The sequence below is a fragment of the Enterobacter oligotrophicus genome, assembly GCF_009176645.1.
GTDB lineage: Bacteria > Pseudomonadota > Gammaproteobacteria > Enterobacterales > Enterobacteriaceae > Enterobacter > Enterobacter oligotrophicus.
Genome location: NZ_AP019007.1, coordinates 1113861 through 1137255 on the forward strand (window position 1 = coordinate 1113861; position 23395 = coordinate 1137255).

The 23395-nt window shown below is 55.4% G+C and carries 16 protein-coding genes; 11 read left to right on the forward strand and 5 right to left on the reverse strand.

Features of this window, described 5'->3' with window-relative positions:
* Nucleotides 1–111: 111 nt before the first annotated feature.
* Both amiA and hemF read left to right on the forward strand, forming a co-directional pair.
* Complete coding sequence (gene amiA, locus EoCCA6_RS05315) at nt 112–987, forward strand: N-acetylmuramoyl-L-alanine amidase AmiA (RefSeq protein WP_152081789.1); 876 nt, start codon at nt 112–114, stop codon at nt 985–987.
* Nucleotides 987–1886, forward strand: a complete 900-nt coding sequence (gene hemF, locus EoCCA6_RS05320; protein WP_152081790.1) for an oxygen-dependent coproporphyrinogen oxidase — start codon at nt 987–989, stop codon at nt 1884–1886. The genes amiA and hemF overlap by 1 nt, the downstream gene beginning before the upstream one ends.
* Nucleotides 1887–1964: 78 nt before the next feature.
* Here hemF and maeB read toward each other — a convergent pair whose 3' ends face one another.
* A complete protein-coding gene (gene maeB, locus EoCCA6_RS05325; RefSeq protein ID WP_152081791.1) occupies nt 1965–4244 on the reverse strand; it encodes an NADP-dependent oxaloacetate-decarboxylating malate dehydrogenase in 2280 nt (759 codons plus the stop codon).
* Between the two features lie 291 nt (nt 4245–4535).
* Between maeB and tal the strand changes: the two genes are divergently transcribed.
* Nucleotides 4536–5486 (forward strand): transaldolase, encoded by a 951-nt coding sequence (tal, locus tag EoCCA6_RS05330; RefSeq protein WP_152081792.1) that lies wholly within the window; start codon nt 4536–4538, stop codon nt 5484–5486.
* A 19-nt stretch (nt 5487–5505) separates the two neighbouring features.
* The gene (gene tkt, locus EoCCA6_RS05335; protein WP_152081793.1) at nt 5506–7494 is read left to right on the forward strand and encodes a transketolase; all 1989 of its coding nucleotides are present in this window, start codon (nt 5506–5508) and stop codon (nt 7492–7494) included.
* Between the two features lie 91 nt (nt 7495–7585).
* Here tkt and EoCCA6_RS05340 read toward each other — a convergent pair whose 3' ends face one another.
* Nucleotides 7586–7918 (reverse strand): tRNA-binding protein, encoded by a 333-nt coding sequence (locus tag EoCCA6_RS05340; protein ID WP_152081794.1) that lies wholly within the window; start codon nt 7916–7918, stop codon nt 7586–7588.
* A 139-nt stretch (nt 7919–8057) separates the two neighbouring features.
* Between EoCCA6_RS05340 and ebgR the strand changes: the two genes are divergently transcribed.
* The 6 genes from ebgR (at nt 8058) to ygjK (ending at nt 17678) form a co-directional block, all read left to right on the forward strand.
* Nucleotides 8058–9041, forward strand: a complete 984-nt coding sequence (gene ebgR, locus EoCCA6_RS05345; protein WP_152081795.1) for a transcriptional regulator EbgR — start codon at nt 8058–8060, stop codon at nt 9039–9041.
* 145 nt (nt 9042–9186) lie between these two features.
* A complete protein-coding gene (ebgA, locus tag EoCCA6_RS05350; protein ID WP_152081796.1) occupies nt 9187–12270 on the forward strand; it encodes a beta-galactosidase subunit alpha in 3084 nt (1027 codons plus the stop codon).
* Entirely contained in the window at nt 12267–12716 is a 450-nt protein-coding gene (locus EoCCA6_RS05355) for a beta-galactosidase subunit beta (RefSeq protein WP_152081797.1), read from the forward strand. Before ebgA ends, EoCCA6_RS05355 begins: the two co-directional genes overlap by 4 nt.
* A 56-nt stretch (nt 12717–12772) precedes the next feature.
* Nucleotides 12773–14209: an amino acid permease gene (locus EoCCA6_RS05360; RefSeq protein WP_152081798.1), complete on the forward strand. Its 1437-nt coding sequence runs from the start codon at nt 12773–12775 to the stop codon at nt 14207–14209.
* A gap of 38 nt (nt 14210–14247) precedes the next feature.
* Nucleotides 14248–15306: a protein YgjJ gene (gene ygjJ / locus EoCCA6_RS05365; protein ID WP_152081799.1), complete on the forward strand. Its 1059-nt coding sequence runs from the start codon at nt 14248–14250 to the stop codon at nt 15304–15306.
* Between the two features lie 14 nt (nt 15307–15320).
* Nucleotides 15321–17678: an alpha-glucosidase gene (ygjK, locus tag EoCCA6_RS05370; protein ID WP_152081800.1), complete on the forward strand. Its 2358-nt coding sequence runs from the start codon at nt 15321–15323 to the stop codon at nt 17676–17678.
* Here ygjK and EoCCA6_RS05375 read toward each other — a convergent pair.
* The 3 genes from EoCCA6_RS05375 to aegA form a co-directional block, all read right to left on the reverse strand.
* Nucleotides 17668–18711, reverse strand: a complete 1044-nt coding sequence (locus EoCCA6_RS05375; RefSeq protein WP_152081801.1) for a DUF1176 domain-containing protein — start codon at nt 18709–18711, stop codon at nt 17668–17670. The two genes, ygjK and EoCCA6_RS05375, sit on opposite strands and share 11 nt — an antisense overlap.
* Nucleotides 18712–18788: 77 nt before the next feature.
* The gene (nudK, locus tag EoCCA6_RS05380) at nt 18789–19388 is read right to left on the reverse strand and encodes a GDP-mannose pyrophosphatase NudK (protein WP_152081802.1); all 600 of its coding nucleotides are present in this window, start codon (nt 19386–19388) and stop codon (nt 18789–18791) included.
* Nucleotides 19389–19455: 67 nt separating this feature from the next.
* On the reverse strand, nt 19456–21432 hold the full coding sequence (gene aegA / locus EoCCA6_RS05385) for a formate-dependent uric acid utilization protein AegA (RefSeq protein WP_152081803.1): 1977 nt from the start codon (nt 21430–21432) through the stop codon (nt 19456–19458).
* A gap of 152 nt (nt 21433–21584) precedes the next feature.
* Between aegA and narQ the strand changes: the two genes are divergently transcribed.
* Nucleotides 21585–23279: a nitrate/nitrite two-component system sensor histidine kinase NarQ gene (gene narQ, locus EoCCA6_RS05395; protein ID WP_152084402.1), complete on the forward strand. Its 1695-nt coding sequence runs from the start codon at nt 21585–21587 to the stop codon at nt 23277–23279.
* Nucleotides 23280–23395 lie beyond the last annotated feature (116 nt).

Consider the following 23395-nt stretch of genomic DNA (forward strand, 5'->3'; position numbering starts at 1 on the left):
ACTTTGTCACGTATTGAAATGAAAAGTAAAACAATTCTCAATAAGGACTGTCGTAACGGGAAACACGATACGATATAACACCAGGACCCCAATTTTTACAATTCAGGCCGCATGAGCACATTCAAACCATTAAAAGCACTCACATCGCGTCGTCAGGTTCTCAAAGCGGGGCTGGCGGCCTTAACGTTAACGGGCATCGCAAAACAGGCGCAGGCAAAAGAAGAAAGCGCCTTAAAAACCAGTAACGGCCACAGCAAACCGAAAGCGAAGAAGGCAGGCGCAAAACGTCTGGTCATGCTCGATCCCGGTCACGGCGGCATCGACACCGGTGCCATTGGCAGAAACGGTTCGAAAGAAAAACACGTCGTGCTGGCGATTGCAAAAAATGTGCGCGCGATTTTACGCAGCAACGGTATTGACGCCCGTCTGACACGCTCTGGCGATACCTTCATTCCGCTGTACGACCGCGTGGAGATCGCTCACCAGCACGGCGCGGATCTGTTTATGTCGATCCACGCGGACGGCTTCACAAACCCTTCGGCAGCGGGCGCGTCGGTATTTGCGCTCTCCAACCGGGGGGCCAGTAGCGCCATGGCTAAATACCTCTCCGACCGCGAAAACCGCGCGGATGAAGTGGCCGGGAAGAAAGCTACCGATAAAGACCACCTGCTGCAGCAGGTACTGTTTGACCTCGTTCAGACGGACACCATTAAAAACAGCCTGACGCTCGGCTCGCATATTTTGAAACGAATCAAGCCCGTGCACCGGCTGCACAGTAAAAGCACCGAGCAGGCCGCATTTGTGGTATTGAAGTCACCGTCGATCCCGTCGGTGCTGGTTGAAACCTCCTTTATTACCAATCCGGAAGAGGAGCGACTGCTTGGCACCACCGCGTTCAGGCAGAAAATCGCCAATGCTATTGCCTCCGGGATCATTAGTTATTTCAACTGGTTCGATAACCAAAAAGCGCACTCCAGGAAACGTTGATGAAACCCAATGCTCAACTGGTCAAAACGTTCCTGCTGCAGCTGCAGGATGAGATTTGCCAGACGCTGGCCGCGGCTGACGGCGGTGAATTCCAGGAAGATAACTGGCAGCGTGACGCCGGTGGCGGCGGACGCAGTCGCGTGCTGCGTAACGGCGGCATCTTTGAACAGGCCGGAGTCAATTTCTCCCACGTTCACGGGGATGCCATGCCCGCTTCTGCGACGGCGCATCGCCCTGAACTGGCGGGCCGCAGCTTCGAGGCGATGGGCGTGTCGCTGGTGGTGCATCCGCATAACCCGTTTGTACCGACCAGCCACGCTAACGTGCGCTTCTTCATTGCGGAAAAGCCTGGAGCCGATCCAGTGTGGTGGTTTGGCGGTGGCTTCGACTTAACCCCCTTCTACGGCTTTGAAGAGGATGCCGTGCACTGGCACACCACCGCGCGGGATCTTTGCCTGCCGTTCGGCGAAGACGTCTACCCGAAATACAAAAAGTGGTGCGACGACTATTTTTATATCAAGCATCGCGACGAGCAGCGTGGCATTGGCGGGCTGTTCTTTGACGACCTGAACACGCCGGATTTTGATACCGCGTTCAGCTTTATGCGTGCCGTGGGCGAAGGTTATACCGATGCCTATCTGCCGATTGTCGAGCGCCGTAAAAACACCGACTACGGCGTGCGCGAGCGAGAGTTCCAGCTCTACCGCCGCGGGCGCTACGTGGAGTTTAATCTGGTGTGGGATCGCGGGACGCTGTTCGGCCTGCAGACCGGCGGGCGAACGGAGTCGATTTTAATGTCTATGCCGCCACTGGTGCGCTGGGAGTACAGCTTTGAACCTAAAGAAGGCAGCCCGGAGGCTGCCTTGCGTGAGTTTATTCAGGTTCGGGACTGGGTTTAATGCCGGGCGGCACTGCGCTTGCCCGGCCTACCTAATCCGTAGGTCGGGTAAGCGAATGCGCCACCCGACACAAAGCGCTTACAGAGGCTGCGTCTGCGCCTCAACCACCGCCAGCGCCACCATGTTCACGATACGACGCACGGAGGCAATCGGCGTTAACACATGCACCGGTTTCGCCACCCCCATCAGCACCGGCCCCACGGTCACCCCTTCAGAGCTGGAGACGCGCAGCAGGTTGTAGCTGATACGCGCCGCTTCCACGTTCGGCATAATCAGCACGTTCGCCGAGCCTCTCAGCGGGCTGTCCGGCATACGCTCGTTACGGATGCTCTCCACCAGCGCCGCATCGCCGTGCATCTCGCCGTCAATCATCAGCTCCGGCGCACGCTCGCGCACCAGCTCCAGCGTCTGGCGCATTTTGCAGGCCGCCGAAGATTTAGAGGAACCGAAGTTAGAGTGCGACAGCAGTGCCACTTTCGGCTCGATACCGAAGCGACGCACGGTTTCCGCCGCCATCACGGTGATCTCCGCCAGCTCTTTCGGGGTCGGATCGTCGTTTACGTAGGTGTCCGCAATAAAGGTGTTGCCGCTTGGCAGCAGCAGCGCGTTCATCGCCCCGGCGGTATGCACGCCTTCGCGATAGCCGAAGATCTCCTGCACCACGCTGAAATGCTCATGATAATCACCGATAGTGCCGCAGATCAGCGCATCCGCTTCACCGCGATGGACCATGATCGCACCGATCACCGTGGTGTTGCTGATCACCGCGCGCTGCGCCTGCTCCTGAGTGATCCCGCGACGTTTCATGATCGCGTAATATTCATTCCAGTACTCTTTAAAACGCGGATCGGATTCGTTATTGACGATCTCAAAATCCACGCCCGGTGTGATCTGCAGCCCCAGCTTCTGGATACGCATCTCAATCACGCTCGGACGACCAATCAGGATCGGCTTCGCCAGCCCTAAGGTGATCAGCTCCTGCGTCGCATGCAGCACGCGCGCCTCTTCCCCTTCCGCCAGCACCACGCGTTTCGCGTCGGCGCGCGCCTGAGAGAAGATAGGCTTCATAAACAGGTTAGTTTTGTAGACAAACTCGGTGAGCTTATCGACGTAAGCGTCGAAGTCCTGAATAGGACGCGTCGCCACGCCGGAGTCCATCGCCGCTTTGGCCACCGCCGGTGCGATCTTCACAATCAGACGCGGGTCGAACGGTTTTGGAATGATGTAGTCCGGGCCAAAGCTCAGATCCTGATCGCCGTAGGCTGAGGCGACCACTTCGCTCTGCTCGGCGTGGGCCAGTTCCGCGATGGCGTGAACGGCGGCGAGCTTCATTTCTTCGTTGATCGCCGTTGCGCCCACGTCCAGCGCCCCACGGAAGATGAATGGGAAGCAAAGCACGTTGTTGACCTGGTTCGGGTAGTCCGAACGGCCAGTACAGATAATGGCATCTTCACGCACCGCTTTCGCCAGCGGCGGCAGAATTTCCGGTTCCGGGTTCGCCAGCGCCAGAATCATTGGCGCACGCGCCATCTTCTGCACCATCTCCTGGGTCAGCACTTTCGGGCCTGAACAGCCGAGGAAGATATCCGCACCGTCGATCACATCCTCAAGCGTGCGTTTACCGTCGTCGTCTACCGCATACGCCGCTTTGGTTTCCGCCATGTTTGGCTCGCGGCCTTTGTAGATAACGCCTTTGGAATCGCAGACCACAATGTTGTGTTTCTGCATACCAAGCGCCACCAGCAGATTCATACAGGCGATGGCCGCCGCACCCGCACCGGAAACCACCATACGCACGTCCGAGAGGTTTTTCTCCACCACGCGCAGGCCATTCAGAATGGCGGCGGTGCTGATAATGGCCGTACCGTGCTGGTCGTCATGGAACACGGGAATATTCATGCGCTCGCGCAGTTTTTGCTCAATGTAAAAACATTCCGGCGCTTTGATGTCTTCCAGATTGATACCGCCGAAGGTTGGCTCCAGCGCCGCCACCACGTTGATAAACTTATCAGGATCAAGCTCATCCACTTCGATATCAAACACGTCGATACCGGCAAATTTCTTAAACAGGACCCCCTTCCCTTCCATCACCGGTTTACCGGCCAGCGCGCCGATGTTACCTAAACCCAGTACCGCCGTACCGTTAGAGATCACCGCCACCAGGTTGCCGCGTGCGGTGTATTTATAGGCTGCCAGCGGATCTTTTTCGATTTCAAGACACGGGGCGGCAACGCCCGGCGAGTAAGCCAGCGCCAGATCGCGCTGCGTCGCCAGTGGCTTCGTTGGGGAGACCTGGATTTTGCCCGGAACAGGAAATTCATGAAAATCGAGGGCACTTTGTTTTAACTGATCATCCATCTTGTTATTCCTTTCACGTATCGGTCAAAAAGGGTGATGTTTACGATCCTGATGCACACCCTGGAGTGCCGCATAGTATCGCCGCTGGCAGCCTCTTAAACTTTGAAGGCTGCCAAACTCTCACCATTGCAGAGCAAAAATTGTTATCAATTTATAGCAGTCATGTTACCCGTCTCAGAACGCAATGCCTCCCCCGTCTGCTATGCTTTTTTGTTAAGTCCATCATGATTTTCGCAGAAGTGTGAACTAACGCACTCATCTAACTCTTTTATTTCCAAGGAGTAATTATTTATGAACCAGCTAGACGGCATCAAACAATTCACCACCGTGGTCGCCGACAGCGGCGATATTGAGTCGATTCGGCACTATCAGCCGGAAGATGCGACCACGAACCCTTCACTGCTGCTCAAAGCGGCGGGGCTTGATCATTTTAGTCATCTGATTGACGACGCGATTGCATACGGTAAACAGCGCGGGAAAACGCAGGAGCAACAGGTTGCCGAGGCCAGCGACAAACTGGCGGTGAACTTCGGTGCGGAAATTCTGAAAAGCATACCGGGTCGAGTCTCGACGGAAGTCGACGCCCGCCTCTCTTTCGATCGGGAAAAAAGCATTAACAAAGCCCGCCGTCTGGTCGAACTGTATGAGGAGCAGGGAATCGACAAATCCCGTATTTTGATCAAACTCGCCTCAACATGGGAAGGCATTCGTGCAGCGGAAATTCTTGAAAAAGAGGGCATCCACTGCAACCTGACGCTGCTGTTCTCTTTTGCACAGGCACGCGCCTGCGCCGAAGCGGGGGTATTCCTCGTGTCGCCGTTTGTCGGGCGCATCTACGACTGGTATCAGGCAAAACAGCCGATGGACCCGTATGTGGTTGAGGAAGATCCCGGTGTGAAATCGGTTCGTAATATCTATGACTATTACAAACAGCACCGTTACGAAACCATCGTAATGGGGGCCAGCTTCCGCCGCACCGAGCAGATCCTCGCGCTGGCAGGCTGCGACCGTCTGACCATCTCCCCTAACCTGCTAAAAGAGTTGCAGGAGAAAGAAGCAACGGTGATCCGCAAACTGGTGCCCACCTCCACCGTATTGCCAAAACCCAAAGCCATGACGGAAGCGGAGTTCCGTTGGGAGCACAATCAGGACGCAATGGCCGTCGATAAGCTGGCGGAAGGCATCCGCCTGTTCGCCGTCGATCAGCGCAAACTTGAAGACCTTCTTGCCGCCAAACTTTAACCTTGCCATGGAGTGAACTATGTCCCGTAAAGAGCTTGCCAATGCCATTCGCGCCCTCAGCATGGATGCTGTGCAGAAAGCCAATTCCGGCCACCCTGGTGCACCGATGGGGATGGCGGATATTGCCGAAGTGTTGTGGAATGACTTCCTGAAACACAACCCGACCGATCCCACCTGGTACGACCGTGACCGGTTTATTCTCTCCAACGGCCATGCCTCGATGCTGCTCTACAGCCTGCTGCATCTGTCCGGCTACGATCTCCCGCTTGAGGAGATCAAAAACTTCCGCCAGTTACACTCTAAAACGCCAGGCCACCCGGAGATTGGCTATACGCCGGGCGTTGAAACCACGACCGGCCCACTCGGTCAGGGTTTAGCGAACGCCGTTGGCCTGGCGATTGCCGAACGCACGCTGGCGGCGCAGTTTAATCAGCCAGATCATGAGATTGTCGATCACTACACGTATGTGTTTATGGGCGACGGCTGTCTGATGGAGGGGATCTCTCATGAGGTCTGCTCGCTGGCGGGCACGCTGGGGCTCGGCAAACTGATTGGGTTCTACGATCACAACGGTATCTCTATCGACGGGGAAACCGAAGGCTGGTTTACCGACGACACGGCAAAACGCTTTGAGGCGTACCACTGGCACGTGGTACACGAAATTGACGGGCACGACCCGGAAGCGGTGAAAAAAGCGATTCAGGAAGCGCAAAGCGTGAAGGATAAACCGTCGCTGATTATCTGCCGCACCACCATCGGTTTCGGTTCACCCAACAAAGCAGGTAAAGAAGAGGCGCACGGCGCGGCGCTGGGCGAAGAGGAAGTGGCGCTGACCCGGCAAAAACTGGGCTGGAAATACCCGGCGTTTGAGATCCCGAAAGAGATCTACAAAGCCTGGGATGCCCGTGAAGCAGGCGAAAAGGCGCAGCAGGCGTGGAACGAGAAGTTCGCCGCCTACAAAAAAGCGCACCCGGAGCTGGCTGCGGAGTTTTCCCGCCGCATGAGCGGTGGCCTGCCGGAAGACTGGGACGATAAAACCCAGGCGTTGATTGAAAATCTGCAATCCAACCCGGCGAAAATCGCCACCCGTAAGGCGTCGCAAAATACCCTGAACGCGATCGGCCCTATCCTGCCTGAACTGCTGGGCGGCTCGGCGGACCTGGCTCCGAGTAATCTCACCATCTGGTCTGGCTCGAAATCGCTGAAAGAGGATATCGGCGGGAACTACATCCACTATGGCGTGCGAGAGTTCGGGATGACCGCGATTGCCAACGGTATCGCCCACCACGGCGGCTTCGTGCCGTACACCGCCACCTTCCTGATGTTTGTTGAATATGCCCGAAACGCGGCGCGCATGGCGGCACTGATGAAAGCGCGCCAGATTATGGTTTACACCCATGACTCCATCGGGCTGGGCGAAGATGGGCCAACGCACCAGGCGGTTGAACAGCTGGCGAGCCTGCGTTTAACGCCGAACTTCAGCACCTGGCGTCCGTGCGATCAGGTCGAGGCGGCCGTGGGCTGGAAGCTCGCCGTAGAGCGTCATAACGGGCCGACGGCGCTGATCCTGTCGCGCCAGAACCTGGCGCAGATTGAGCGTACCCCGGAACAGGTGAAAAACATCGCCCGCGGCGGATACATTCTGAAAGACAGCGGCGGCAAGCCGGACGTGATCCTGATTGCCACCGGTTCAGAGGTGGAAATCACGGTGAAAGCCGCAGAGAAACTGACCGCCGAAGGGCATGCCGTGCGCGTGGTTTCGCTACCTTCCACCGACATTTTCGATGCACAGGATGAGGCCTACCGCGAATCGGTCCTGCCGTCCAACGTCGCGGCTCGTGTGGCGGTGGAAGCGGGTATTGCCGACTACTGGTACAAATATGTCGGGCTGAAAGGGGCGATTGTCGGGATGCATGGTTACGGCGAATCGGCTCCGGCCGACAAGCTGTTCCCGTACTTCGGCTTTACCGTTGAGAACGTGGTAGAGAAGGCGTTGAGCGTGATTTAACGCGGTCTGTGTGCCCGGTGGCGCTCCGCTTACCGGGCCTACGGATCAATGTGTTGTAGGCCGGGTAAGGCGAAGCCGCCACCCGGCTTTTTCAAACCACTCTTACCCCTGCCGCCATCGTCCGCTCTGGCGTTAACAACACGCTTTCGCTGGCATCGTCAGTTTCCGCACAAAGCAGCATACATTCAGATGTTTCGCCGCGCATTTTGACCTTCGCCAGATTACACAGCACCACCACCGTCTTCCCCAGTAACGCCTCCTCCTGGTAATAGGGAACCAGGCTGGTCACGGTTTGCAGCGTTCTGCCCCCCACCTCTATCTGTACGATATAGAGCTTATCAGCGTTGGCGTGGCGTTTGACATCCACAATCTTTCCCACGCGGATCTCCAGCTTTGCAAAGTCTTCGTAAGCTACCGTTTCCATAACGCCTCCTTAGTAAAATTTTACTAAATAATAGCATGACATTTGCCCACAACAACAGGCTGTATATTTACTAAAAACAGATGCATGTCCGAACACATCCTTTACAATGGGCTATCACGTGGGGGGAATAAGGGTAAACATGGCAACGCTCAAAGACATCGCGACAGAGGCAGGCGTCTCGCTGGCGACGGTATCACGGGTTTTAAACGACGACCCGACACTGAATGTGAAGGAAGAGACAAAGCACCGCATCCTTGAGATTGCCGAGAAGCTGGAATACAAAAGCACCACTTCCCGCAAAATGCACGCTGCCGCAGTGGGACAGCAACATATTCTGGCACTCTACAGCTACCAGCAAGAGCTGGAGATTAACGATCCCTACTATCTTGCCATCCGCCACGGTATCGAAACACAGTGCGAGAAGCTCGGCACTGAACTTACCAACTGCTACGCCAATGCCACGCTCCCGGAAATGAAAAAACTCACCGGCGTGCTGATTGTCGGTAAACCCTCTTCTGCGGTACGACACGCCGCGATGGCATTGACCGATAACGTCTGCTTTATTGATTTTCATGAACCGGGCAGCGAGTTCGATTCTGTCGATATCGACCTCTCGCACATCAGCAAACAGATCGTGGATTTCTTTATTGCACAAGATGTTAAGCGCATTGGCTTTATTGGCGGTGAAGATGAACCGGGCAAAGCCGACATCCGCGAAGCCGCCTTTGTGGAATACGGGCGTCTGAAAGGCGTAGTGTCGGAAGACGATATCTGGCGTGGCGGGTTTTCCAGCTCCTCAGGTTACGAGCTGGCAAAAAAAATGCTGGCTCAGGAAAGCTGGCCATCCGCGCTGTTTGTGGCGTCCGACTCCATCGCCATCGGCGTTTTACGCGCCATCCACGAGAAGGGGCTGGCGATCCCGAACGATATCTCGTTGATAAGCGTGAATGATATCCCGACGGCCCGTTTCACCTTCCCTCCACTCTCCACCGTTCGTATCCACTCCGAAATGATGGGCAGCCAGGGGGTAAACCTGCTGCTGGAAAAATCCCGTGATGGCCGTGCTCTGCCGCTGCAGGTCTTTGTTCCGAGTGTACTGAAACTGCGTGGAACAACGCGCTAACCTCCCTTTTCAAACACACTGCCGGGCATGCCCGGCTTTTTTTATTTCGTGATCGAGTTAAAGCAGATCAGTTTTACTGATTTTATTTAGTAAAATTTTTACTAAAATCCCCAGCAATGATGTTTTACCCCTACAGGGAGATCACATGAATCGCTGGGAAAATATTCAACTGACGCATGAGAACCGGCTTCCGCCGCGTGCGTACTTCTTTTCTTATGATGATGTCGCACAGGCTCGCACCTTTGCCCGCGAAGCCAGCAGCCACTTTTTATCCTTAAGCGGCCAGTGGAAATTCCGCTTTTTCACTCACCCGCTGCTTGTACCCGACCATTTTACGTCGCAGTACATGGCCAACTGGGGCGATATTACCGTACCCGCCATGTGGCAGATGGAAGGCCACGGTCATCTGCAGTATACCGATGAAGGTTTCCCTTTCCCGGTGGATGTGCCGTGGGTGCCCGCAGATAACCCGACCGGGGCGTATCAACGCTATTTCACCCTCTCCGGGAGCTGGCAAGACAAACAAACCCTCATCAAGTTTGACGGCGTCGAAACCTACTTCGAGGTCTATGTGAATGGTCGTTATATCGGCTTCAGCAAGGGCAGCCGCCTGACGGCAGAGTTTGATATCAGCAATGCGGTTCACGACGGGCAAAATCTGCTCTGCGTGCGAGTGATGCAGTGGGCAGATTCCACCTACATTGAAGATCAGGACATGTGGTGGACAGCGGGCATTTTCCGTGACGTCTATCTGGTAGGGAAAAACCCCGCCCATGTGCGCGATTTTACCGTTAAAACCACATTTAAAGAGGATTACCGGGACGCCACACTCTTCTGCCAGCTTGAGCTGGAAAATCTGTCGACGCAGCCTGCAAAGGTATCGCTGGAGTACGCACTCTATGACGGCGCGTTCATGCTGCATCAGGGAAAAACTGACAGTCTGGTACTTAACCGCAGCGGCGAAACCGGCTTTAGCATTGAGGTCAGCCAGCCGCAGCAGTGGTCTTCGGAATCGCCGTATCTCTATCACCTGGTGATGACGTTAAAAAACGAGCAAGGGGAGATATTGGAAGTGATCCCGCAGCGCGTCGGCTTTCGGGATATCCGGGTGCGTGAGGGGCTTTTTTACGTTAATAACCATTACCTGAAGCTGCACGGCGTAAACCGGCACGACAACGATCATCTGAAAGGGCGTGCCGTGGGGATGGATCGCGTTGAGCGAGACCTGATCCTGATGAAGCAGCACAACATCAACTCGGTACGCACTGCACACTACCCTAACGATCCGCGCTTTTATGAACTGTGCGATATCTACGGCCTGTTCGTAATGGCAGAAACGGATGTGGAATCTCACGGCTTCGCCAACGTCGGCGACCTGAGCCGCATCACGGATGACCCGACATGGGAGCATGTCTACGTTGAGCGCATCGAACGCCACATTCACGCGCAGAAAAACCATCCGTCAATCATCATCTGGTCGCTTGGAAATGAATCCGGCTACGGCTGCAATATCCGGGCAATGGCCCGCGCAGCAAAAGCGCTGGACGACACGCGTCTGCTGCATTACGAAGAAGATCGCGACGCTGAGGTGGTGGATATAATCTCCACCATGTACACCCGCGTGCCGCTGATGAACCTGTTTGGTGAGTACCCGCACGCAAAACCGCGCATTATCTGCGAATACGCCCACGCAATGGGCAACGGCCCCGGCGGTTTGACCGAGTACCAGAACGTCTTTGATCGTCACGACTGCATTCAGGGTCACTATGTCTGGGAGTGGTGCGATCACGGTATTCAGACCATCGATCCCAGCGGCAAGACCTATTACGCCTATGGTGGAGACTTTGGCGATTACCCCAATAACTATAATTTCTGTCTCGACGGGCTGATCTACTCCGATCAAACCCCTGGACCGGGGTTGCGTGAGTACAAACAGGTGATTGCTCCGGTCAAACTGACGTGGCAGGACGGCGAGCTACAGGTAGCAAACAGACTGTGGTTCACCAGCCTGGATGACTACACCCTGTATGTGGAAGTACGTGCCGAGGGCGAAACGCTGCACAGCCAGCCGCTGACTCTCACCGGTCTGGCACCCTATAGCACACGCACTGTCGCGCTGAGCCTGCCAGCGCTGGACGAGCGGGAAGCATTCCTGACCGTTCGCATCTGCAGAAATAGCCGCACCCTTTACAGCGAGGCCGGGCATGAGATCGCGGTTTATCAGTTCCCGTTAAAGGCACGTACCGCCCGCGTCACGCCATACTGCAATGCGAACGCCACGCCGCTAAGCCTGGATGACGACCGTCTTAGCTGCACTCTCTCCGGCCATAACTTCCGCGTCCGTTTCTCAAAAGTAACGGGGAAACTCTGCTCCTGGCAGGTTAACGGCGAGGAGAAGATCACCCGCGAACCGAAGATTAACTTCTTCAAGCCGATGATTGATAACCATAAACAGGAGTACGAAGGACTGTGGCACCCCTATCATCTGCAGATCATGCAGGAACATCTGCGCGGTTTCGAGGTTGAGCAGTGTGATGATGCGATCGTTATCACTACCCGCACGCTGATTGCTCCACCGGTATTTGATTTTGGTATGCGCTGTACCTACCGCTGGCGCGTTGCCGCCGACGGGCAAATTAACGTTGAGCTGAACGGTGAACGCTACGGCGACTATCCACATATCATTCCATGCATCGGCTTTACGCTCGGCATCAACGGTCAATTCGACCAGGTGAGCTACTACGGGCGCGGGCCGGGCGAAAACTACCCGGACAGCCAGCAGGCCAGTACCATCGATCTGTGGCATACCACGGTGGACGAGATGTTTGAAAATTATCCGTTTCCACAAAACAACGGCAACCGGCAGCAGGTACGCTGGGCCTCGCTCGCGAACCGTCACGGCAGCGGCGTGCTGGTAGTGCCTGAACAGCCCATCCATTTTAGCGCCTGGCCTTACACCGCAGAGAACATCCACGCTGCGCAGCACTGCAACGAACTGCATCGCTGCGAAGACATCACCCTCAACCTTGACCATCAGGTACTGGGCTTAGGCTCCAACTCCTGGGGAAGCGAAGTGCTGGACACGTGGCGCGTCTGGTTCAGGCCGTTCCGCTACGGCGTCACCCTGCTTGCGCTGGAAGGCGGGCAGACCGTCTCTCAGGTGCTGGCACACCATCAGTTCGGCACCGGTTTCTTCTCTCCGAATTCGCACAGCGAGGCAGACAAATGATCGTTCTCGACAGCCTGGAACAGTTTCAGCAGCTTTACCGCACGGGCCGGAAATGGCAGCGCTGCGTGGAAGCCATTCACAACATCGACAACATCCAGCCCGGCGTTGCTCACTCCATTGGCGATTCGCTGGTCTACCGTGTGTCCTGCGATACCAGCACCGACGCGCTGTTCGTCGGCCATCGCCGCTATTTTGAGGTGCATTACTACCTGCAGGGCGTGCAAAAAATTGAATATGCCGCAAAAGACGCCCTTCAGCAGGTGGAGTGCTATCGCGATGAAACCGACCGTGAATACCTGAAAGGTGTAGGCCATACCGGGCAGGTGCGTGAGGGGCAAATCGTCATTTGTGAGATTCACGAAGCATACCGCTTCATCAGCGATGCGCCGGTGAAGAAAGTCGTCCTCAATGTGACCATCGAAGACGGTTATTTCCATAACAAATAAAAAACCAGGCGGTGCCAGTGAAGCACCGCTATCCTCCTCGTACCCGGAGAAACGTTATGTCTGAAACCATCAAGCGTAATACCATCGGCAAATTCGGCCTGCTGTCGCTGACATTTGCCGCCGTATTTAGTTTTAACAACGTGATCAATAACAATATCGAACTGGGTCTCGCTTCCGCCCCCATGTTCTTTTTAGCGACCCTGTTTTATTTCATACCGTTCTGCTTAATTATCGCTGAATTTGTTTCCCTGAATAAAAATTCCGAAGCGGGCGTTTACGCCTGGGTGAAAAGTTCACTGGGCGGACGCTGGGCATTTATTACTGCCTATACCTACTGGTTTGTGAATCTGTTCTTTTTCACCTCTTTATTGCCACGCGTCATCGCTTATGCGTCATATGCATTTTTAGGTTATGAGTACATTCTCACACCGTTTGCCACCACGGTGCTGAGTATGGTGCTGTTCGCCTTCTCGACCTGGGTTTCCACCAACGGGGCGAAAATGCTGGGGCCGATCACCTCCGTAACCTCCACGCTGATGTTGCTATTAACGCTCTCTTATATTCTGCTGGCAGGTGTGGCTCTGATGGGTGGCGTTCAACCAGCAGATCCTATTACCGTTGACGCGATGATCCCGAACTTCAACTGGGCCTTCCTCGGCATTACCACCTGGATCTTTATGGCCGCAGGCGGGGCAGAGTCCGTCGCGGTATATGTCAACGACGTCAAGGGTGGCTCGAAATCCTTCGTTAAGGTCATCATTCTGGCGGGGATTTTTATTGGCGTGCTGTACTCCATCTCCTCAGTGCTGATTAACGTCTTTATCAGCAGCAAGGAGCTGAAATTCACCGGCGGCTCGGTGCAGGTATTCCACGGTCTGGCGGTCTGGTTTGGCCTGCCGGAAGTGCTGATGAACCGCTTTGTCGGGCTGGTCTCGTTTACCGCCATGTTCGGCTCCCTGTTGATGTGGACGGCAACGCCGGTCAAAATTTTCTTCTCTGAAATTCCAGCCGGTATTTTTGGTCCGAAAACGGTGGCCCTGAATGAAAACGGTGTACCTGCACGTGCAGCGTGGTTCCAGTTTCTGATTGTGATTCCGTTAATGGTTATCCCGACCATGGGTTCCAACACCGCTCAGGAGCTGATGAACACCGTGATTAATATGACCGCTGCGGCCTCTATGCTGCCGCCGCTGTTTATTATGCTGGCGTACCTGAATCTGCGTCGTAAGCTCGACCATCTGCCGCGCGATTTTAAAATGGGCTCCCGCACCACGGGTATTGTGGTGGTGTCGATGCTAATTGTTATTTTCGCCATCGGTTTTGTCGCCTCAACCTTCCCTACCGGTGCCAATATTCTGACGATTATTTTCTATAACGTCGGTGGCATTGTTTTATTCCTCGGATTTGCCTGGTGGAAATACAGTAAATACGTAAAGGGATTATCAAAAGAACAACAACAAATTGAAGCATCACCTGCCTCGAATATGCACTAACACAAAGGGCATGGATTTCCTCTCACTGGGATGAGTGTATGAAAATGAAAGCAAAAACGTTTGGGGCACTCGCTGCCCTCTCTTTCTGCTGCCCCGCATTTGCCGCAGAAGAAGCCCGGCCAGCCGAACACGACGATACGAAAACGCCACAATTAACCTCCCCGTCATTCCGTTTTTATGGCGAGATGGGTGTCGGCGGATATATGGATCTGGAAGGCCAGGATAAGCATAAATACAGCGACGGCACCTATATCGAGGGCGGTCTGGAGATGAAACAGGGTAACTGGTTCGGCCTGATTTACGGCGAAGGCTGGACCGTTCAGGCTGATCGCCAGGGCAATGCCTGGGTTCCGGACCACAGTTGGGGCGGTTTCGAAGGCGGCATCAACCGTTTTTACGGCGGCTACAAAACCGATAACAGCACCGAAATCATGCTCAGCCTGCGCCAGGACTCCTCACTGGATGACCTGCAATGGTGGGGCGATTTCACGCCAGACCTGGGGTATGTGATCCCCAATACCCGCGACATTATGTACGCGCTCAAGGTGCAGAATCTCTCCGGCAACCTGCGCTATAGCGTTACCGCTACGCCTGCGGGCCACCATAACGAGAGCAAAGCCTGGCTGCACTTTGGCAAATACGATCGCTATGACGATAAATACACCTATCCGGCGATGGCGAACGGGTATATCCAGTATGACATCGCCAAAGATGTCACCTGGATGAACGGTCTGGAGTTGACCGATGGCACTGGTCAACTCTTCTTAACCGGCGTGTTGTCGCCTAACCTGGCGGCGCGCGCCTGGCATCATACCGGGCGTGCCAGCGGACAGGCTGTGTCCGGCACCGAAACCGGTTATATGGTCAGCGCCATGGTCGAAGCCCTCAAAGGTGTCTATCTCTCCACCGCATACAGTTACGCCAGACATCGCCCGGACAATGCCGCCGACGAAACCACCTCATTTATGCAGTTTGGTATCTGGTATGAGTACGGCGGCGGACGCTTTGCCACAGCTGCCGATAGCCGCTTCTACATGAAAAATGCCTCTGGCGACCCGAGCGACCAGGTCTTCCTGATGCAATATTTCTACTGGTAAAAAGGATCTACACCATGAAATTCATCTCCCGCCTTACGCCGCTGGCCTGTGCGCTTACGCTCAGTTTTTCGGCCCACGCCGCGACGGCAAATGATTTCAAAAACGTCATTAACCGTACCGGTGCGCCGGAGTATATGCACGATTTCGACTATGACGACCACCAGCGCTTTAATCCCTTTTTTGATCGGGGTGCCTGGCATGGTCATCTCCTGCCGGACGGGCCGCAAACCCAGGGCGGATTTCCGGGCGTAGCGCTGCTTACGGAAGAGTACATCAACTTTATGGCGACGAATTTTGACCGCCTGACCGTGTACCAGAACGGGAAAAAAGTGGATTTCACGCTTGAGGCCTACAGCCTCCCCGGCGCGCTGGTACAGAAGCTCAGCGCCAGCGATGTGCAGATTGAGATGACGCTGCGCTTTGCCTCTTCACGAACCTCACTGCTGGAAACCCGAATCACCAGCAAGACGCCGCTCGACCTGGTGTGGGATGGAGAACTACTGGAAAAACTGGAGGCCAAAGAGGGCAAACCACTGTCGGATAAGACCATCGATGGTGCATATCCGGATTACCAGCGCAAAATAATCCCGGCTCGTGATGGCCTGAAAGTGACGTTTGGCAGGGTCCGCTCAACCTGGGATCTGCTGACCTCCGGCAGCTCCGAATATCAGGTTCATAAATCGATACCAGCAAACACCACGGTCGACGGGCACCGTTTTACCAGCCGGGCACACATTTCAGGCAGCGCGACCTTCTATACCACCTATTCCCATCTGCTGAATGCCGATGAAGTGGCGCGCGAGCAGCCGCAAATCCGCGATATTCTGGCGCGCCCGGCCTCTTATATGACCGCGTCGCGGGAGCGATGGGAAGGCTATCTGCATAAAGGTTTGACCAACCCTAATGCCACACCGGAGCAGACCCGCGTGGCAGTGAAAGCCATAGAGACGCTCAACGGCAACTGGCGCTCGCCAGGCGGTGCGGTACGCTATAACACGGTGACACCATCGGTTACCGGGCGCTGGTTCTCCGGCAACCAGACCTGGCCGTGGGATACCTGGAAACAGGCATTTGCCATGTCGCATTTCAACCCGGAAATTGCCAAAGAGAACATCCGCGCGGTCTTCTCCTGGCAAATCAAACCTGACGATCCGGTTCGCCCGCAGGATGCCGGTTTTGTCCCCGATCTCATCGCCTGGAACCTCAGCCCGGAACGTGGCGGTGATGGCGGAAACTGGAATGAGCGCAATACTAAACCGAGTCTGGCAGCCTGGTCCGTCATGGAGGTTTATCACGTCACCCAGGACAAAGCCTGGCTCGCGGAAATGTATCCAAAGCTCGTCGCTTATCATGACTGGTGGCTACGCAACCGCGACCATAACGGCAACGGCGTGCCTGAATATGGTGCCACGCGGGACAAAGCGCATAATACGGCCAATGGCGAGATGCTGTTCACGGTCAAAAAAGGTGATAAAGAAGAGACGCTGTCCGGGCTAACCCATTACGCCAGCATAATCGACAAGGGGCATTACGACAGTCTTGAAATTCCGGCGCAGGTCGCCGCATCGTGGGAGTCTGGCCGGGATGATGCCGCTGTTTTCGGTTTCATCGACAAGGCGCAGCTGGATAAATACGTCAAAAATGGCGGTAAGCGCAGCGACTGGACGGTGAAGTTTGCGGAAAATCGCAATAAAGCGGGAAATCTTCTGGGCTACTCGCTACTGCAGGAATCTGTCGACCAGGCGAGCTATATGTACAGCGATAACCACTATCTGGCGCAAATGGCGACCCTGTTAGGCAAAGCGCAGGAAGCCAGCCATTATCGCCAGCTGGCAGATAAACTTGCACGCTATATCAACACCTGCATGTTCGATGCGAAAAGCGGTTTCTACTATGACATCCGCATCGAGGATACACCGCTGGCGAACGGCTGTGCGGGTAAACCGATCGTCGAGCGTGGTAAAGGGCCGGAAGGCTGGTCACCGCTGTTCAACGGCGCGGCGACGCAGAAACAGGCAGATGCGGTGGTGAAGGTCATGCTGGACCCGAAAACGTTCAACACATACGTGCCACTCGGCACAGCGGCGCTGACGAACCCGGCGTTTGGCCCGGATATCTACTGGCGCGGGCGCGTCTGGGTGGATCAGTTCTGGTTTGGATTAAAAGGAATGGAACGCTACGGCTACCGCGAGCAGGCGCAAAACCTGGCGCAAACCTTCTTTAAGCATGCGAAAGGATTAACGTCCGACGGTCCGATCCAGGAAAATTACAACCCGCTGACCGGCGCACAGCAAGGCGCACCGAATTTCTCCTGGAGCGCGGCGCATTTATACATGTTGTATAACGACTTTTTCCGCAAGTCTAACGGGTGATCCACAGCGTGGGCCAGGCGTCTGGCCCATTCCAGTTATCGCAGCTTGGTTCTTCGGCATACCGCACCAGACGAAAGCGCTGGCCGTCAAAACGCCAGCGCGTCTGTATCCCGCAATCCGCAATACCGCGTCCTAACGAAAGCGTGGTCAGTTCACGCGTTTTTTCGTCAAAACTGGCGTTCATCAGCTCCATTTCACTGCTTTCGCTTGACGGCGTAAACGGCAGACGCAGCCTGACGCTGCGGGCCGCAAACGGTTTTTTACGCGACACCAGCCACGCCAGGTCAACGGTGTTATAGGCCCCGGCTTCACAGCTGATGATCAGCAGCGCTTTGTCGTCGGTCAATGCGGTCACGCGCACTTCGCGACGGTTCGGGTCGAGCGAGCACTGGCTGTTATTCATCCGCCAGGTCCCGTAATCCAGCAGATCGTTCAGCTCTTCGTGGGTGAGCGGCGTAGGTGTCGGGTTCACTACCGCCACCTTTTTTAAGGCCGGTGCGGGGGGGACGCTCAGCGGCGGTTCGTCACCTTTCTTAATCCAGGCCGTTTCACTCCCGACGCGTTTCTGCTGAGCGTCGATAAATAACAACGCCGCTTTCAGACCGTCCAGAGAGGCAACCTGTTTGCCGCCGCGCAGGGTCAGTGCCTGCCCCTCCTGAATGTGTTTCAAAAAGGTGGTGATGGTCGTTGCGTCGTCTGTCTTCAGATGCCAGGGAGTGAGTTGCCAGTGCTGTGCGTTCAGTGTTAACGGCGTATCATCCAGCAAAAGCCGGGGAGCAATGTCAGGCTCTTTGACCGGCGGCGGGGAGAGCCCGCCCAGGTCGATACGCAACGTTGCATCCGTTTTCGCTCCGGCGCTGCGGCTGAGCGTCATGACCAGGCCGTGATGTTCACCGGTATTACGCGCAATGCAAAAATTCTGGTTGTTGCAGGTCACCTGCCAGTCTGAAAAAGACTGTTGAGCGGGCGCAGCCCACGCCAACGACGCAGGCAGCACGCAAGACAGGAAGAGAATAAAAACGCAGTGGCGCATGGATGGCACAATCCCGGAAATGAAAACGCAAAACTGGGCCGTATCTTCGTGTTACATCCGGGCTTGCTCAATCGGATTTATCGGATAGATTTATCCGAAACGGAACTCATCAGACCGGTTGTTTGTAAATATTGCAGCAATATCACCGTCTTACCGTCCCTGATCTCACCACTTTTCACCATGGCTAATGCCTCAGCGAAAGGAATTTCCAGCACCTCGATATCTTCGTCTTCTACGCCGCCTCCCCGGTGAGTCCGCTGCGCATCGTTGTATTCCGCGATGAAGAAATGGATGATCTCCGTTACGCCGCCTGGCGACATGAATAACTCAAAGACTTTTGTCACCTCCCCCACTTCAAAGCCTGTCTCTTCCACGGCCTCTTTACGGATGCAGACTTCAGGTTCATCGTCGTCGAGCAGGCCAGCGCAGGTTTCAATCAGCCGTCCGTCAGGATTGCCATTCACCCATGTCGCCACCCGAAACTGACGAATCAACACCACGCTTTGCTTTTCACGGTTATACAGCAGAATGGTTGCCCCGTTGCCACGGTCATAGACCTCGCGTTTATGGCGGATCACTTCACCGTTATTACGCGTTAAATCATAGGTGATGTTACGCAGGACAAAATAGTTTTCAGAAAGGATGATGTCTTTGATGACGTCTATTTTCAGGGACATACGGGCTCCACGGCAGAATGAGTCTTTTAATACTACGCCGTGAAACCCGCTTTGTCGCCCGATGGCGTTAGTGCATTTTTGGTGGTTCTATTCCCAGCCAGTCCATGATCCCCTGCGCGGCATGACGCCCTTCGGCCATCGCCGTCACCACCAGATCCGCGCCGCGAACTGCATCTCCCCCGGCGAAAATTTGCGGGTTTGAGGTCTGGTAACGGTAGCGGCTCTCCACGGAGGCAACGATTCGTCCCCAGTCATCCGTTTCGACGCCCTGTGCCTCCAGCCACGGCATCGCATGCGGGTTGAAACCAAACGCCATGATCACCGCATCCGCAGGCATAACAAATTCGCTGCCCGCCACCGGAACAGGCCGACGACGCCCCTGCGCATCCGGTTCACCCAGTTCAGTACGCAGCATCCGAATGCCGTTAACCTGCCCCCCTGGGCCGCGCGTCAGTTCAACGGGCTGGACGTTAAATTCAAACGTCGCGCCCTCTTCTTTGGCATTCTTGACCTCTTTTTTCGAGCCAGGCATGTTGGCTTCGTCCCGCCGATAGGCACAGGTCACTTTCGCGGCACCGTGTCGCAGTGCAGTCCGCACGCAGTCCATCGCCGTATCGCCGCCGCCAAGCACCACGACATTTAAGCCCTGGGTGTCAATAAACGGCTCGGTGACCGTCGGCTCAAGCCCCATGATATGGCGCGTGTTTGCCACGAGGAAGGGCAACGCGTCATACACGCCTGGCGCGTCCTCATGCGGAATTCCCGCTTTCATGGAGCGATAGGTTCCAACGCCGATAAACAGCGCATCGTAGTCACTTTGCAGTTGCGCCATAGAGATATCTTTACCCACTTCGCAGTTCAGCTCGAACGTGATCCCCATCGCGGTAAATATCGCTCTGCGGCGCGCCAGCAGCGATTTATCCAGCTTGAAAGCCGGAATACCAAACGTCAGCAAACCGCCAATTTCCGGATGGCGATCGTACACTGTCACACTCACGCCGCTGCGCACCAGCACATCGGCGCACGCCAGCCCGGCCGGACCCGCCCCGATAATAGCAACACGTTTATTCACCGGTGAAACGTCGCGCATGTCCGGCGTCCAGCCCATTGCCAGCGCCTGGTCAGAGATATAGCGCTCAATATTGCCAATAGTCACCGACCCCGATTCATCACGTACTGTGCAGGCTCCTTCACATAATCGATCCTGCGGGCAGACGCGGCCGGTGATTTCAGGTAAACAGTTGGTCTGATGCGAAAGCGCAACTGCGCCTGCGATATCCCCCGCCTTAACACGTTCAATCCATTGCGGAATGTGGTTATGTAGCGGACAGTGCCACTCACAGATACTGTGCTCACCGCATTTGAGGCAGCGTGACGCTTCGCGGTGAGCCTGCTCCGCCCGAAACGGCAGATAAATTTCGTTGAAATGGACAACGCGTTCTTCGGGAGTGAGTTTATCCGGCTCGCCACGCTTCGGTGTATTGTGCAGTTGCTGCAATTTGGTTTGCGGTTGTTCACATTGCACCGCTTCACCGTGCCAGGGCTGCGCCTCAAGCCGGGCGGTACGCTGTCGGCGCGCTTTCGCCAGGTTATCCAGCACCGCGGGAGTGGCAAGCCTGAGCACATCGGCCGGGCAGTTTTCGACACAGGCCGGGCCTTGCGACCGTGTCAGACAGAGATCGCACTTGTGCGCCGTGGCCTTCACGCTGTCGTTTTCCTGCGGTGTGACGATAATGTCCAAAGTGCCAAACGGGCAGGCCACCATGCAGGCTTTGCAACCAATGCATTTTTGTTGATTCACCTGTACGCTGTCGCTGTGCTTGCTGATGGCCCCGTTCGGACAGCTTTGCGCGCAGGGGGCATTTTCGCAGTGATGGCAGGTGACGGGGCTACTTTTTGCGCCCGATTTAAGGACCGTAATGCGGGGATGGAAATGGTGCTCGCTCAGAACATGCTGTTCATCGTTGTGCGCCATCACGCAGGCGACTTCGCAGGCACGACATCCGATACATTGCTGGCTGTTGGCCATAATAAAACGATTCATAACGACACCTGTTTTTGGTTCAATAACCTTATTCTTTATATGAATATTGTATTTACTCATCGTAGCGTTATCAGGCAATGTTCAAATGCCCAGGAAACCAAACTATTTCCAGTGAACCTGTGGCAGATCAATTTTATTCAGGAAGCCGTTTTGTGACCGTTAAACGTTCTGTTTCCGGAAGCCTGGCTCGGGCTTTCTTTTCGATTATTGTGTTGTCCGTCCTGACCAGCGCCATCGCACTGCTGACGCTCGCCAGCAGCCAGCGTGACGCCGAGGCGATCAATATTGCCGGTTCGCTGCGCATGCAGAGCTACCGCCTGGGCTACGAAATGCAGCGTGTCAGCCCTTCACTTGCGGAGCACCGTGAGAGCTGGCAGCAGACGCTGAGCGCACCGGCGCTGCAGAAATTAGACCGCTGGTATGTGCCTGAAGATGTCAAACAACGCTACCAACAGCTTCATCTTGCCTGGCAGGAGATGGATAAGCGCATCGCCAGCGGCGACACGGCGTGGTATCAGACCCACATTGAGGATTTTGTTGGCCGCATTGATGCCTTTGTGCTGGCGCTCCAGCACTACACCGAACATAAAATTCAGCTGGTTATCCTGATGTCGCTGGCGGGCGGGCTGAGCATTCTGCTGCTGACTGTATTTACGCTGCGACAGACCCGCCGCCAGGTGGTTTTGCCGCTGAACAATCTGGTGGCGGCCAGCGAACGTATTGAACGGAGACAATTTGACACGCCTGCGCCTGACACTGCCCTGCCGAATGAGCTGGGCCAGCTTTCCCGTGCGTTCAACCATATGTCAGCCGAGCTGCGGACGCTGTATCTCTCACTTGAGCAGTCCGTTGCGGAAAAAACACACCATTTAAATGAAGCGCATCAGCAGCTTGAGATGCTGTTCAAATGTTCGCAGGCGCTCAATACCGGCCAGATCGACAGCCACTGTTTCAGGCATATTTTGCAGATTGTGCATGAATACACGCAGATGAATTACCTCGAACTTCGCACCAGCGACGACTGGCGGCTGTGTGAGGGGACGGAGACAAACGACAGTCAGATGCAAAGTCTGCCGGTGCTGATGCAGGATACCCTTTATGGCGAGCTGCGCTGGCAGAGCGAGAAGCATGCCGTATCGCTGCCGCTTATGGAAAGCGTGGCGACAATGCTGGGGCGCGGGCTCTATTTCAACCAGGCGCAGAAACACTATCAGCAGTTACTGCTGATGGAAGAACGCGCGACCATTGCCCGCGAGTTACATGACTCACTGGCGCAGGTCCTCTCCTATTTGCGCATCCAGCTTGCGCTGCTCAAACGTGCCGTGCCGGAAGAGGATCTCCCGGCACAAACCATCATCGCGGACTTCTCCCGTGAGCTAAACAACGCCTGGCGGCAGCTGCGCGAACTGCTTACCACCTTCCGCCTGACGCTCAATCATGCCAACCTTCCTGCCGCACTGCAGGAGTCCCTCGACGGGCTGCAAAGCCAGACGCAGGCGAAACTGGTCCTTGACTGCCGTCTCTCCTCGCTGGCGCTGGATGCGCAAAAGCAGGTGCATTTGTTACAGATCGTGCGTGAAGCGGTGTTGAATGCCATTAAACATGCTCAGGCAAGCGAAATTATTGTCAGCTGTATCACGTCAGCCGATGGCACGCACACCGTCACCATTCGCGACAACGGCATTGGTATTGGCGAAGCCAGCGAGCCGCCAGGACACTACGGGCTGAACATTATGCGCGAACGCGCGGGACGGCTCGGCGGGACGTTGCACTTTTCCCCGCCGCCAAATGGCGGGACGCAGGTCAGCGTGACGTTCCGTACACCAGCAGCTCTGGCGGGTAAATAACGGTAAAGGGGCAAACGCTGAAAAAAGCGCATGATAATTTACATTATCTCCTTTATTTCTCCACGTTTGACCTTCGACTTACCGCTACAGTGATGCGGACAATAGACAATAACGAC